General features: G+C 62.8%; 15 protein-coding genes. 8 read left to right on the top strand and 7 right to left on the bottom strand.

Going from position 1 to position 12,078, the window contains the following annotated elements; all coding sequences use genetic code 11:
• Window position 1: 1 nt before the first annotated feature.
• The 3 genes from ACODTZ_RS09100 to ACODTZ_RS09090 all read right to left on the bottom strand — a co-directional run bounded on the left by ACODTZ_RS09100 (window position 2) and on the right by ACODTZ_RS09090 (window position 1,546).
• Window positions 2-661 (bottom strand): carbon-nitrogen hydrolase family protein, encoded by a 660-nt coding sequence (locus ACODTZ_RS09100; protein ID WP_489025255.1) that lies wholly within the window; start codon window positions 659-661, stop codon window positions 2-4.
• A 145-nt stretch (window positions 662-806) separates the two neighbouring features.
• Window positions 807-1,064, bottom strand: a complete 258-nt coding sequence (locus ACODTZ_RS09095; protein ID WP_018898177.1) for a BQ00720 family protein — start codon at window positions 1,062-1,064, stop codon at window positions 807-809.
• Window positions 1,065-1,114: 50 nt separating this feature from the next.
• On the bottom strand, window positions 1,115-1,546 hold the full coding sequence (locus ACODTZ_RS09090) for an Hsp20 family protein (protein WP_047507035.1): 432 nt from the start codon (window positions 1,544-1,546) through the stop codon (window positions 1,115-1,117).
• Window positions 1,547-1,834: 288 nt separating this feature from the next.
• Between ACODTZ_RS09090 and ACODTZ_RS09085 the strand changes: the two genes are divergently transcribed.
• A complete protein-coding gene (locus ACODTZ_RS09085; RefSeq protein WP_026282940.1) occupies window positions 1,835-2,779 on the top strand; it encodes a nucleoside hydrolase in 945 nt (314 codons plus the stop codon).
• 43 nt (window positions 2,780-2,822) lie between these two features.
• Here the strand turns inward: ACODTZ_RS09085 and grpE are convergent, their stop codons facing one another.
• Entirely contained in the window at window positions 2,823-3,443 is a 621-nt protein-coding gene (gene grpE, locus ACODTZ_RS09080; RefSeq protein WP_018898174.1) for a nucleotide exchange factor GrpE, read from the bottom strand.
• Window positions 3,444-3,662: 219 nt separating this feature from the next.
• Between grpE and ACODTZ_RS09075 the strand changes: the two genes are divergently transcribed.
• Window positions 3,663-4,097, top strand: coding sequence for a GFA family protein (locus ACODTZ_RS09075; RefSeq protein WP_047507031.1), 435 nt, complete (start codon window positions 3,663-3,665; stop codon window positions 4,095-4,097).
• Between the two features lie 2 nt (window positions 4,098-4,099).
• Here ACODTZ_RS09075 and hrcA read toward each other — a convergent pair whose 3' ends face one another.
• Window positions 4,100-5,188, bottom strand: coding sequence for a heat-inducible transcriptional repressor HrcA (gene hrcA / locus ACODTZ_RS09070; RefSeq protein WP_018898172.1), 1,089 nt, complete (start codon window positions 5,186-5,188; stop codon window positions 4,100-4,102).
• 183 nt (window positions 5,189-5,371) lie between these two features.
• Between hrcA and rph the strand changes: the two genes are divergently transcribed.
• The 4 genes from rph to hemW all read left to right on the top strand — a co-directional run bounded on the left by rph (window position 5,372) and on the right by hemW (window position 8,551).
• A complete protein-coding gene (gene rph / locus ACODTZ_RS09065; protein ID WP_112982013.1) occupies window positions 5,372-6,088 on the top strand; it encodes a ribonuclease PH in 717 nt (238 codons plus the stop codon).
• A 190-nt stretch (window positions 6,089-6,278) separates the two neighbouring features.
• A complete protein-coding gene (locus ACODTZ_RS09060; RefSeq protein WP_489025251.1) occupies window positions 6,279-6,683 on the top strand; it encodes a VOC family protein in 405 nt (134 codons plus the stop codon).
• Window positions 6,684-6,693: 10 nt separating this feature from the next.
• On the top strand, window positions 6,694-7,338 hold the full coding sequence (gene rdgB, locus ACODTZ_RS09055; RefSeq protein WP_489025249.1) for an RdgB/HAM1 family non-canonical purine NTP pyrophosphatase: 645 nt from the start codon (window positions 6,694-6,696) through the stop codon (window positions 7,336-7,338).
• A gap of 10 nt (window positions 7,339-7,348) precedes the next feature.
• Window positions 7,349-8,551 (top strand): radical SAM family heme chaperone HemW, encoded by a 1,203-nt coding sequence (gene hemW / locus ACODTZ_RS09050; protein ID WP_112983061.1) that lies wholly within the window; start codon window positions 7,349-7,351, stop codon window positions 8,549-8,551.
• A 29-nt stretch (window positions 8,552-8,580) separates the two neighbouring features.
• Here the strand turns inward: hemW and ACODTZ_RS09045 are convergent, their stop codons facing one another.
• Window positions 8,581-9,033, bottom strand: coding sequence for a hypothetical protein (locus ACODTZ_RS09045; protein ID WP_489025246.1), 453 nt, complete (start codon window positions 9,031-9,033; stop codon window positions 8,581-8,583).
• Window positions 9,034-9,164: 131 nt separating this feature from the next.
• Window positions 9,165-10,082 carry a DMT family transporter gene (locus ACODTZ_RS09040; protein ID WP_209188914.1) on the bottom strand — a complete coding sequence of 306 codons (918 nt, stop codon included), beginning with the start codon at window positions 10,080-10,082 and terminating at the stop codon, window positions 9,165-9,167.
• A gap of 213 nt (window positions 10,083-10,295) precedes the next feature.
• Here ACODTZ_RS09040 and gcvA point away from each other — a divergent pair, with 213 nt between their 5' ends.
• Together gcvA and fhuF are read left to right on the top strand one after the other, a co-directional pair.
• A complete protein-coding gene (gcvA, locus tag ACODTZ_RS09035) occupies window positions 10,296-11,180 on the top strand; it encodes a transcriptional regulator GcvA (protein WP_489025244.1) in 885 nt (294 codons plus the stop codon).
• A 126-nt stretch (window positions 11,181-11,306) separates the two neighbouring features.
• Window positions 11,307-12,071 (top strand): siderophore-iron reductase FhuF, encoded by a 765-nt coding sequence (fhuF, locus tag ACODTZ_RS09030; RefSeq protein ID WP_489025241.1) that lies wholly within the window; start codon window positions 11,307-11,309, stop codon window positions 12,069-12,071.
• Window positions 12,072-12,078 lie beyond the last annotated feature (7 nt).

Here is a 12,078-nt window from a genome sequence, read left to right as displayed (position 1 = left end):
GTCAATCAATATCCAGCAGGATAGCGCCTTCTTCCCATTCAGGCACCTTGCTCGCGATCACGCCATCAGGCCCGACGCTAAGCGTGCAGCCGCAGCTCATCCAGCCATCTCCCCTGTCGCCGACGACATCGGAGGAGATGACCCAGCTGCCCGTGCGGACCGCGCAGGCGCGAAGGCTCTCGATCGCGGGCTCGCGCCATTGATCCACCTTGTGCGCCCGGATCATCATGTTGAGCGGGGCGCAGACGACGGAGGCGCCGTTTGCCACGATGGCATCGGAGAATTCCGGATCGCGGAAGTCGCTGCAGATATTGATGCCGAAGCCGCGCCCGGCTCTCTGCCAAACGGGAAATGCATCGCCCGGCGTGCAGCCATCTTCGAGCGGGTTGGCCTTGGCGTATACGCCCGCCACGGCGCCGTGCTCGATCAGCATGGCGCTGTTGTAGACCAGATCACCCCGACGCTCGACAAAGCCGACGATGGCCGCTGTCCTGGTGGAACAGAGCGGTTCGAGCAGCTTGTGCAGCGCCGGATCATCGACGCAAAGCGCGCGCCGCTCGTTGATCGTGCGGTCGTAGCTGTGGCCCTGGAGGTAGCATTCGGGAAAGATGGCGAGATCGGCGCCGTGACTGTCGGCCCATGTCAGGTCGCGCAGGATCACGCCCGCCGCCTTCTCAGCGTCATCGAAAATGGGGAAACGCTGAAAGGACGCTATTCGCATGAGATGGGGCGTAGCATGAGTCGCCCCTCAGAAACAAAACAACGGCGCTCCAGGGAACGCCGTCTGTTTTCATGCTGACCCGCCTTTAGTGCAGGCTGACCGTCTTCAACTCGTCTTCAGCGGCCTTGAAGAAGGTGCTGGAGCGGTTGTCCGTGAGGAGGATCGGGGTTCCGTCCGCGCCGAAGAGCGCCCATAGATCGACGTTCGGATCGATATCGGGAGCTTCCGGAAAACACCGGGGAACATCCTCGGAGCGGATTTTCCTGATATAGGCGACCTCGCCGTTGCCGATGCCGGCAAGCTCGGTCTTGGTCAGGTGCGAATTGGCTTCTTTCATCAACATTCCTGTACCTCCAGAGAGAAGGGACCAACGGTGCGATTTGCGCCGTTGTCCTACTGTGGGACCGAAATGTTAATTTTCTTCACCATACGCGACGGCTCCGGGCGAATGAGATCCACCGACAGCAGGCCGTTCTTCAGGCCCGCGCCGAGAACCTGCATGCCATCGGCGAGCACGAAAGTGCGCTGGAACTGCCTGGCGGCGATGCCGCGATAGAGATATTCGCGCTCGCCCTGCTCGACCTGGCGGCCGCGGATGACCAGCTGGTTTTCCTCGACGGAGATGTCGAGCTCTTCCTCGCTGAAGCCGGCGACCGCGAGCGTGATGCGCAGGCGCTCCGGATCATCAGTGATGCGGTCGGCGGCGAGGCGCTCGATATTATAAGGGGGATATCCGTCACTCGCCTTGGAAATCCGCTCCAGCGTCTTTTCCATGGCGTCGAAACCCAGCAACAGCGGGCTGGCGAAAGGCGTCATACGGCTCATCAGCGTTCCAAGTCCTTGATGCAAGCGACCCTTCCGGACCTGAAGACAGCATCCGGATGTTGCTAATATGGGAACGAATGCTGTCATTCGCAAGACAGGGCGGAAGACAGCGAAGCAAGACGTGCGCCCATCCCAGCACGCGATTGCACCGCCTTGACAAAGCTCGCTGCGCCTCGCATCAAATCCTGCCCCGCGCCGGCTGTGCCGATTTGCGCCGGGAAGATAAACAGATGGTGCATGCATCGATATGTGCGTCGATAAAGGCATCGGGAGGATGGGACGAACGGAATGGCAAACCCGAGAAAGATCATTATCGACACCGACCCAGGTCAGGACGATGCGGCCGCGATCATGCTGGCCTTCGGCAGCCCTGAGGAACTGGAACTGCTCGGCATCACCACCGTCGCCGGCAACGTGCCGCTCTCCTACACCAGCCGCAATGCGCGCATCGTCTGCGAGCTCTGCGGCAAGACCGACACGAAGGTTTTCGCCGGCGCCGACAAGCCGATCGCCCGACCGCTCGTGACCGCCGAGCATGTGCACGGCAAGACCGGCCTTGACGGCCCCGAGCTCGACGAGCCGACCATGCCTTTGCAGGCCGGCCACGCCGTCGACTTCATCATCGAGACGCTGCGCAGCGAGCCTGAAGGCACGGTGACGCTCTGCACGCTCGGACCGCTGACCAATATCGGCCTCGCCTTCCAGAAGGCGCCAGATATCATCGGCCGCGTGCGCGAGCTCGTCATGATGGGCGGCGGCTATTCCGAGGGCGGCAACATCACGCCTGCGGCCGAATTCAACATCTACGTCGATCCTGAGGCCGCCGACATCGTGTTCCGCTCCGGCGTGCCGATCGTGATGATGCCGCTCGACGTGACGCACAAGCTCTTGACGCTGAAATCGCGCGTCAAGCGCATGGCCGAGATCGGTACGCGGCCGGCGATCGCGATGGTGGAGATGCTGGAGTTCTTCGAGCGCTTCGATATCGAGAAATACGGCTCGGACGGCGGCCCGCTGCACGACCCGACGGTCGTTGCCTATCTGCTGAAGCCGGAGCTGTTCAAGGGACGGGTCTGCAATGTCGAAATCGAGGTGAAGTCGGAGCTGACCGTCGGCATGACCGTGGTCGACTGGTGGCACGTGACCGACCGCAAGCGCAACGCGACCGTGATGCGCGATGTCGACGCGGACGGCTTCTTCGATCTCCTGATCGAACGCTTCGCCCGCATCTGACTGTCTTGATGAGATCAGGCGCGCTTAGGCGGGCCCGATCGGATCAGGCATCCTTCTGGTCGAAGACCGAGTTGGTTTCGGCTTCGACGATCTTCGGGCCGCCCTTGGCGACGCCGACCATGGCGGGGCGCAGGACGCGTTCGCCGATGGAATAGCCGGCCTGGACGACCTGGACGACGGTGTTGTTGGGCACGTCGGGGTTCGGCACTTCGAACATTGCCTGGTGGAAGTTCGGGTCGAACTTCTGGCCGACCGGCTCCAGCTTGCGCACGCCGTGGCGCTCCAGCGTCGACAGCATCGAGCGCTCGGTCATCTCGACACCTTCGATCAGCGTCGTCAGGCCGGCATCGGCGCCAGCGCGGGCCTCTTCCGGGATGGCGTCGAGCGCGCGGCGCAGGTTGTCGGAGACAGCCAGCATGTCGCGGGCGAAGCCGGCTGCGGAGTAGGACTTGGCGTCCTTGACTTCGCGCTCGGTGCGGCGACGCAGATTGTCCATGTCGGCGGCGAGGCGCAGATAGCGGTCGCGCAGCTCGGCATTCTCAGCCTTCAGGAGCTCGATCGGATCGGGCTCGGCTGCGGTCTCGTTCTCGACGTTTGCGGCGGCGTCGGCTGCGGCTTCTTCCGCGGCTGCGTCAGGTCCGTTCTTCGTCGTCTCGTCAGTCATGACGTTCTCCGGTCATTGGTGGCTTTTGGATGAGCCCGATATCGAACTTTGAACATCAAAAATCAAGTCTGCGTGACGAAGAAGGTCGCAAACACAGGCATGTTCGGCCCGTGGCCACCGCTTATGAAAGCGACAACGAGGCGGCAGCCACATGTCATTCTTACTTTCGCAAAACCTAATACGGTGCGACACTCATCTCTCAACCTGGGAGGTGCTGAGATGGCCGACGAAAACGTCTATGTCGGGAAATGCTTTTGCGGTGCCGTGGAACTGACCGTGACCGGCACGCCTGTCGCGATGGGCTATTGCCATTGTCGCTCCTGCCAGCACTGGTCGGCCGGGCCGATCAACACCTTCACGCTGTGGCAGCCGCAGGCGGTTCGCGTCACCAAGGGTGGCGAACATGTGGAGAGCTTCCAGAAGACCGATTACAGCGTGCGCAAATTCTGCGACACCTGCGGCGGGCATCTCTATAGCGAGCATCCGCTCTGGGGCGTGACCGACGTCTATGCGCCCGTTATCCCCGATCTCGATTACAAGCCGACCATGCATGTGAACTACGAGGACACGATCCTTCACGTGAAGGACGGGTTGCCGAAGTTCAAGGACATGCCTGCGGAAATGGGCGGCTCCGGCGTGCAGTTGCCGGAATAGCGCTATTTGGACGGGCGCGAGAGCCTTGCCATGAGCTGGGCGGTGTAATCGACCATCGGCACGATGCGCGAATAGTTGAGCCGCGTCGGGCCGATGACGCCGACGGCGCCGACGATGCGGTCGTCCTCGTCGCGATAGGGTGCGACAATCAGCGAGGAGCCGGAGAGCGAGAAGAGCTTGTTTTCCGAGCCGATGAAGATGCGCACCCCAGGGCCGCTTTCGGCCAGGTTCAGCAGCTCCAGCAGACTGTCCTTCTTTTCCAGATCGTCAAACAGCATGCGCAGGCGATCGAGATCATCCGGATTGCCCAGCCCCTCCAGGAGATTGGCGCGGCCGCGGATGATGAGCTGAGCCGGCTTGCCTTCATCCGCGCTGCCGGACCAGACCGCGATGCCGCGTTCCACCAGATCCTGCGACAGCGCGTCGAGCTCGTGGCGCACATCGGCCTTCAAGCGGCCGAGCTGGCTGCGCAGTTCGGGCAGCGTCTGGCCGGTCATGTGGGCGTTGAGGAAATTCGCGGCTTCGGTGAGCTGCGAGGAGGTGACGCCGGCGGGCAGCTCGATGATGCGGTTTTCGACCTGGTCGTGATCGCCGACGAGAACGGCCAGCGCCTTGGTGGGCTCCAGGCGGATGAACTCGACGTGCTTGAGCACGGGATCGCTCTTGGAGGTGATGACCAGACCGGCACCGCGCGACATGCCCGACAGCATGCGGCTTGCCTCGTTCATCATCGCTTCCATCGGGCCATCGCGGCTTTCCGCCCGCACCTGCCGGTCGATATTGGCGCGGTCCTCGGCGGAGAGATCACCGACCTGCATGAAGGCATCGACGAAGAAGCGCAGGCCCACCTGGGTTGGCAGGCGGCCGGCGCTGACATGCGGGGAATAGACGAGGCCGAGCTCTTCCAGATCGCTCATGACGTTGCGCACCGAGGCCGGCGACAGCGACATGGGCAGGATGCGCGAAAGATTGCGCGAGCCCAGCGGCTCGCCCGTCTCCAGATAGCCCTCGACGATGCGACGGAAGATTTCCTTGGAGCGTTCGTCCAGCGCGGCAACGGCGTCCGAAATCGTCGACGACCTGAATTCCATTAAGCCTTGCGCACCCATGCTGATAATGATGCCGCAAAATATAGCCAATCTCCCCGTGCGCGCAAAAGGGAATTTGCAAATGCGCGCCGCCAATCGTAGAAGCGGTCAACAACAGACCCGCACATAGGATGAAGCCTGGGATCGCGCCCGCGTTCCCGGTCCCGTGCACCGAGGAGAATTAGGATGCGGCCATCAGGCAGAAAAACCGACCAGATGCGCAAGGTCACCTTCGAGCGCAACTTTTCCAAGCACGCTGAAGGCTCCTGTCTGGTGAAATTCGGCGACACGCATGTGCTCTGCACGGCGAGCCTTGAAGAAAAGACGCCGCCGTGGCTGCGCAACACCGGCAAGGGCTGGGTCACAGCCGAATACGGCATGCTGCCGCGCGCCACCGGCGACCGCATGAAGCGCGAAGCAGCCGCCGGCAAGCAGGGTGGTCGCACCCAGGAAATCCAGCGCCTGATCGGCCGCTCGCTGCGCGCCGTGGTCGACCTCAAGGAACTCGGCGAACGCCAGATCACGCTCGACTGCGACGTGATCCAGGCCGATGGCGGCACCCGCACGGCATCGATCACCGGCGCATGGATCGCGCTCTACGACTGCCTGAAGTGGATGGAAAGCCGCAACATGATCAAGGTCGAGCGGGTCCTGAAGGACCACGTCGCCGCGATCTCCTGCGGCGTGTTCGCCAGCCAGCCTGTCATCGACCTCGACTACCTCGAGGACTCGTCGGCCGAGACCGATGCGAACTTCGTGATGACGGGCGCCGGCGGGATCGTCGAGATCCAGGGCACGGCCGAGGGCACGCCGTTCAGCGAGGAAGAGTTCGGCGCGCTGATGGCGCTTGCCAAGAACGGCATTGCCGAGCTGGTGGAGATGCAGAAGGCGGCGATTGCCTGAGGGGAGCTGAATAAAGACCCCTCCCCAACCCTCCCCACAAGGGGGAGGGCTTAACCCGGCCTAGCCCTCGACGCCCAATTTAGGCAAGCGGGCACGCCCAGCGGTTCTCCCCCCCTTGTGGGGGAGATGGCCGGCAGGCCAGAGAGGGTCTTAAGCCAGCACGCGAAGGCATCTCCCGGAGAATGACAGCATGATCGACGGCATTCTTGAAACCGCGCTTTATGTCGACGACCTCGATGCCGCCGAACGCTTCTATCGCGATGTTCTCGGCCTCGAGAAAGTTCTGCGTCATGAGAACCGGCATGTCTTCTTCCGCTGCGGCCCGGGCATTCTTCTGATCTTCAACCGTCACGAAACGATCAAGCCGCCCTCTTCCGACGCGCTGCCGGTTCCGCCGCATGGCACGACGGGCGCGGGGCATGCCTGTTTCCGGATGCGTGCGGAAGCGATTGACTTGATCGCGGAAAAGCTCAACAAAGCGGGCGTTTCCATCGAAAGCGATTTCTGCTGGCCGAACGAGGCGCGATCGATCTATTTCCGCGATCCTGACGGCAACAGCCTGGAATGCGCCGAACCCAAACTTTGGAATCTTTGAAGGACCGCTCATGCGCAAGCTCGATACCCGCACCATCGTCGTTGCCAGCCACAATGCCGGCAAGATACGCGAGATCGCCGACCTGATCGGTCCTTTCGGTTTTTCGGCGAAATCGGCGGCCGAACTGAAATTCGCCGAACCGGATGAGACCGGCACGACCTTCGAGGAAAACGCCGCGATCAAGGCGCTGGCTTCCGCCAAGGCTTCCGGCCTGCCGTCGCTCTCCGACGACAGCGGCCTTGTGATCGACGCGCTGGATGGCGCGCCTGGTGTCTACACCGCCAACTGGGCGGAAACGGCCGATGGTACGCGTGATTTCGCCATGGCGATGCAGAAGGTCGAAACCGCTCTTCAGGAAAAGGGCGCCACGACGCCGGAGCAGCGCACCGCGCGCTTCGTCAGCGTTCTCTGCCTGGCGTGGCCGGATGGGCACACCGAGATGTTCCGTGGCGAAGTCGAAGGCTTCGTCGCCTGGCCGCCGCGCGGCACGGAAGGCTTCGGCTACGATCCGGTCTTCCAACCCGAGGGCTACGACACCACATTCGGCGAGATGAGCGCGGAAGAAAAGCACGGCTGGAAGCCCGGCGACGCTGCCGCCCTCTCGCACCGCGCCCGCGCCTTCAAGATCTTCGTCGAAACCTGCCTGGACGCATAAGACCCGAATCGTGGACACTTTGGAACAGCCCAACCTGACGCGCTATGCATCTCTTTTGCCCGATACCGGCGAACCCGGCTTCGGCGTCTACGTGCATTGGCCGTTCTGTGCCGCCAAGTGCCCCTATTGCGACTTCAACAGCCATGTGCGCCACCAGCCTGTGGACCAGGAGCGCTTCACCGCCGCCTTCCTGAAGGAAATGGCGGCGATGCGGCAGCTGAGCGGCCCGAAGACGGTGACCAGCGTGTTTCTCGGCGGCGGCACGCCCTCGCTGATGAACCCATCCACGGTCTCGGCCATTCTCGACGGCATCGCGAGGGAATGGCACATGCCCGATGGCATCGAGATCACCATGGAGGCCAACCCCTCCAGCGTCGAGGCCGAGCGCTTTCGCGGCTACCGTGCCGCCGGCGTCAACCGTGTGTCGCTCGGCGTGCAGGCGCTGAACGACCGCGACCTGAAATTTCTCGGGCGTCTGCACGATGTCGAGGATGCGCTGAAGGCGATCAAGCTGGCGCGCGATATTTTTCCGCGCATGTCCTTCGACCTGATCTATGCCCGTCCCAAGCAGACGGTGGAGGAATGGGAGCGGGAGCTGCGCGAGGCGATCTCTTACGCCGTCGACCACCTGTCGCTCTACCAGCTGACGATCGAAGAGGGCACGCCGTTCTTCGGGCTGCACAAGATGGGCAAGCTAGTGGTGCCCGACGACGACCAGTCGGCGCTGCTCTACGAGGCGACACAGGCAATCACCGCCGCCGAGGGCATGCCCGCCTACGAGGTTTCCAACCACGCCCGCCCGGGTGCGGAGAGCCGCCACAATCTCACCTACTGGCGCTACGGCGACTATGCCGGCATCGGCCCCGGCGCGCATGGACGGCTGACGCGCGGGCCCATCAAGCTCGCCACCGCCACCGAGCGCAAGCCGGAAGCCTGGCTGGAGCTCGTGGAACGCGACGGCCACGGTGTGCTCGACCAGGAACAGCTCGGCTATGACGAACAGGCCGACGAACTGCTGCTGATGGGGCTCCGCCTCACCGAAGGCGTCGATCTCGCCCGCTGGCAGCAGCTCTCGGGGCGCGATCCGGATCCGAAGCGCGAAGAATTTTTACTGGAACACGGGTTTATCGAGCGCATCGGCAACTCGCGCATCCGCTGCACGCCGTCGGGGATGCTGATCTTGGATTCGGTGGTGGCTGATCTGGCTTGTTGATTTGCGAAACGAGCGTCTGCAAGCCTCACTCAGCCAGCTAGCAGTTCTGCTTGTTCTTCCTCGTCAAGCAAAGCAAAAGTCGCTGTTGCGGTTTGACCTTTCGCAAGCGAAAGCATGGCAATAAAGCTCTTGATGAGGAGCCGATCAGACGTATCGTCAAAGGCCTTCAACGACTCGTGAACCAGAGATTTGATGGCTTCGTGATAATCAGCTTCCAACTCCTGGGGGATCGTTGGACCTTTCCCTAGCTGACGCGCCTCTTCGATCGACGCGACAAGGGCATAAGGTTCCCAGCTGCCTCCCTCCTCTATCACGATGCGTGTAATGTAGGGCACTGCTGCAAAGGACGCATTGTTGATATCGCCCTGATGATACAACAACTCGAATAGTTGCGGCCAATCGGGAGATCCACCGCGTTGCCGAGCTGCGGTGAACCACTCACTAGGATCGAAGATCTGCCCGTACACATTCAAGTAAGACATTCTTTGGCACCTCACCGAAGCCCGGATGTCCGAGCCGACGCATCACGATAAGGTATCTACGTAACCTCAGTTCACCTGCCTCGTCGATAGGCAACGCGATACCCTGCCCCTTCAGTCAAACCGTTGGCCACTCACACCACCCTCCTCCGCACCCGCGCAAACAACCGCCCATCGATCGCCGCGAGGCCGATCGCGATCATCGCCATGCCGATCAGATGCTTGGCCTGTAGCTGCTCGCCGAGGATGGCGGCGCCCAAAAGGATGGCGCTGACGGGGATGAGGAAGGTGACGAGCATCAGGTTGGTGGCTCCCGCCGTGGCGAGGATGCGGAAGAAGAGGACGTAGGCGACCGCCGTCGACAGCAGCGCCAGACCAAAGAGCGCCATCCAGGTCTCCATGGAGGGGGCGGCGAGCGTCCAGGGGTGGTCGACGATGAGGGCGATGGGGAGCATCAGCACGCTGGAGGCGGTGACCTGGCCGGCGGCGGGGAGAAGCGGCGCCATTCCCATCTGGCGGAAGCGGCGGCCGTAGATACCGGCGAAGGAATAGGAGAGTGCGGCGCCGAGAACGGCGAGCTGCGCCAGCACGTTGGTTCCCAGATCGCGCAGCGCATCGAAGCCGATCATGTAGGCGACGCCGGCAAAGCCGACGATGACGCCGAGCAGGCGGTTGCCGGTCATCTTCTCATCCGCCGTCAACAGATGCGCGACGACGACGCCGAAGAGCGGCGTGGTGGCGTTGAGGATCGAGGCGAGGCCGCTCGCAATATGGGTCTGCCCCCAGACGATGAGGCAGAAGGGGATCATGTTGTTGATCAGGCCCATCACGAAGAAGGCCGCCCAGGACTTGCCATCACGCGGCATGGCGTGGCCGGTGGCGCGCACGATCAGGTTCAGCGCGACGGCTGCGATCAGCACGCGGCCGGTGACGATGGTAAACGGCGGCAGGGTTTTCACCAGGATGCCATTGAAGAGGAAGGAGCCGCCCCAGAGAAGCGACAGCACCAGCAACATTCCCCATTCGGCAAGGCCCATCTGTCTCTGCTGCATCGCTTCTCTCCCTTTTGCGGCATGGCTGGCTTAGCGCTCGGCGCTAGCCTGCGCCACCCGATTCCTGCGCGGCCTGTTATCGTTTGTCGAGTTATTCTTATCCGTTACGATCAAGCTCTGGCTTGGAATGATCGCCTTGATGCATATACTATGGCGGTCAGAGCCATGCGACAAACGAGTCTTTTTCGTTTCATGATTGAGCTGAGCTAAAGCATGAGTGATTTTCTTCCATCGCTTTCGGCGCTGCGCGCCTTCGAGGCCGCCGCGCGGCATTTGAGCATGACGCTTGCGGCGCGGGAACTCAATGTGACGCCGGGCGCCGTCAGCCTGCAGATCCGCGATCTCGAGGCTTCGCTCGGCGTGCGCCTATTCGAGCGCAAGGCGCGGGCGCTGGCGCTAACACCAGAGGGTGCCGACTATTTCACGACGTTGCGGGCGGCATTTCGGCTGGTGCGCGAGGCAACGGCAGCGATCACGGCGCGAAACCGCGGCACGGTGCTGAACGTGACATGCACCGCGGGCTTTGCGACCTACTGGCTGGTGCCGCGGCTTTCGCGCTTCGAAGCGCTGAACCCGGAGATCGACGTGCGCATCAGCGCCTCGCACAGGGTGATGGATTTCCAGCGCGATGGCATAGACCTCGCCATCCGTCACGGGCTCGGGGGCTATGACGGGCTCGTCAGCGAACGGCTGGTGGATGACGAGCTGGTGCCGGTCTGCACGCCAAAGCTCGCCGATGAGCTCGGCCCGGATCCATCGCCGGATGCGCTTGCGCGGTTCCAGCTGATCCACGACGTCTACCGCCACGACTGGCAGCTATGGCTGGAGGCGGCGGGCGCGAGCAATGTCGATGCCGCCCGAGGCCCTGTTTTCATGCACGGCAACGGCGCTTACGAGGCGATGAAGGCGGGGCTCGGCTTCGCGCTGATGCGGCGCTCCTTCGTCACGGCAGAGCTCGAAGAAGGCCAGCTCATCGCCCCCTTCCCCGTCGGCGTCGCCAGCCGGCTCGCCTTCCATCTCGTCTATCCCGGCCAGGCGCTGGAACGGCCGGCAGCGGCCGCCTTCCGCCGCTGGTTGCTGTCGGAAGCGCAGCGGTAATCCGCGCTTACTTCAGCAATCGCCGAAAAAGTGGACACCCGCACTCATAAAACACTTTCCTGCCACGTATTTGCTGATTATCATAGTCAGGATTAAGACGCATACGGGCAAGGCCGAACCTCAGTCATGGCAGTTCAACAGATCGCGCGGACGGCGCCCGGGCTCCCGCAGCCTATCGGCTTGTCGCACGCTTTTTCCGGCGATCACGCCTGGTGCCGCGAGAAGATGATGCTGGCGGATGAGCTGGCCGGTGGCGTCGCGCTCGCAACATTCTTCGAGGATGGCGGTTTCGAGCGGGCGATCCACCGGTACACCGAGGTCACCAAAGGTACCGATCGCCGCGCCGTCGTCTCCATGTGGTCGCTCTATTACTTCGCCGGGATCAGCATTCCCTATCTGCTCGCCCGCCGCCTGGCCGGCCAGGTGCTGCCGGTGACCTTCGATGAGATGACGATCGCGCTCACCGAGGACGGGCTGCCCCGCGCCTTCGGCGTTTCCCATCGCGGCATGATTGGCGAAGAGACGAGCGGCGACGAATTTTCCGTGGTCGGGCCGTTGATGTCCGGCCATCTCAACATGGCCGTCGAGCGATTGAAGCGCTGCGGCCTCTCGGCAAAGCTCCTGTGGAACAACGCCGCCGTCTACATCGACTATACGCTGCGGCTGACCGATAGCGAGGGCGGCGGGTGTTCCGCTCCCGACCTGCCGCTCTTCGTGCGCGGGTGCCTGCCGGATGGCGGGCCGAACCCCTTGTGCGGCAGCGTCAGACAGGTCGAGGAAGACGGGCAGATGATCCAGCGGCGCAAGCTCTGCTGCCTGCGCTACATGCTTCCAGGGGTTGCCAGCTGCGGCAATCGCTGCGCACTGCCCAGCCAGCGCAATCCGCAATAGCGGTGTC

It is taken from the genome of Rhizobium sp. FG113, from assembly GCF_057809895.1.
This window is presented reverse-complemented; position numbering and strand designations above follow the sequence as displayed.

What these genes read in the sequence shown, in the direction of transcription:
- ACODTZ_RS09095 (WP_018898177.1), bottom strand. Translation starts at nt 1,064, where the DNA reads ATGTTGATGAAAGAAGCCAATTCGCACCTGACCAAGACCGAGCTTGCC.
- ACODTZ_RS09090 (WP_047507035.1), bottom strand. Translation starts at nt 1,546, where the DNA reads ATGAGCCGTATGACGCCTTTCGCCAGCCCGCTGTTGCTGGGTTTCGAC.
- ACODTZ_RS09085 (WP_026282940.1), top strand. Translation starts at nt 1,835, where the DNA reads ATGGCAAACCCGAGAAAGATCATTATCGACACCGACCCAGGTCAGGAC.
- grpE (WP_018898174.1), bottom strand. Translation starts at nt 3,443, where the DNA reads ATGACTGACGAGACGACGAAGAACGGACCTGACGCAGCCGCGGAAGAA.
- ACODTZ_RS09075 (WP_047507031.1), top strand. Translation starts at nt 3,663, where the DNA reads ATGGCCGACGAAAACGTCTATGTCGGGAAATGCTTTTGCGGTGCCGTG.
- hrcA (WP_018898172.1), bottom strand. Translation starts at nt 5,188, where the DNA reads ATGGAATTCAGGTCGTCGACGATTTCGGACGCCGTTGCCGCGCTGGAC.
- rph (WP_112982013.1), top strand. Translation starts at nt 5,372, where the DNA reads ATGCGGCCATCAGGCAGAAAAACCGACCAGATGCGCAAGGTCACCTTC.
- ACODTZ_RS09060 (WP_489025251.1), top strand. Translation starts at nt 6,279, where the DNA reads ATGATCGACGGCATTCTTGAAACCGCGCTTTATGTCGACGACCTCGAT.
- rdgB (WP_489025249.1), top strand. Translation starts at nt 6,694, where the DNA reads ATGCGCAAGCTCGATACCCGCACCATCGTCGTTGCCAGCCACAATGCC.
- ACODTZ_RS09045 (WP_489025246.1), bottom strand. Translation starts at nt 9,033, where the DNA reads ATGTCTTACTTGAATGTGTACGGGCAGATCTTCGATCCTAGTGAGTGG.
- ACODTZ_RS09040 (WP_209188914.1), bottom strand. Translation starts at nt 10,082, where the DNA reads ATGCAGCAGAGACAGATGGGCCTTGCCGAATGGGGAATGTTGCTGGTG.
- gcvA (WP_489025244.1), top strand. Translation starts at nt 10,296, where the DNA reads ATGAGTGATTTTCTTCCATCGCTTTCGGCGCTGCGCGCCTTCGAGGCC.
- fhuF (WP_489025241.1), top strand. Translation starts at nt 11,307, where the DNA reads ATGGCAGTTCAACAGATCGCGCGGACGGCGCCCGGGCTCCCGCAGCCT.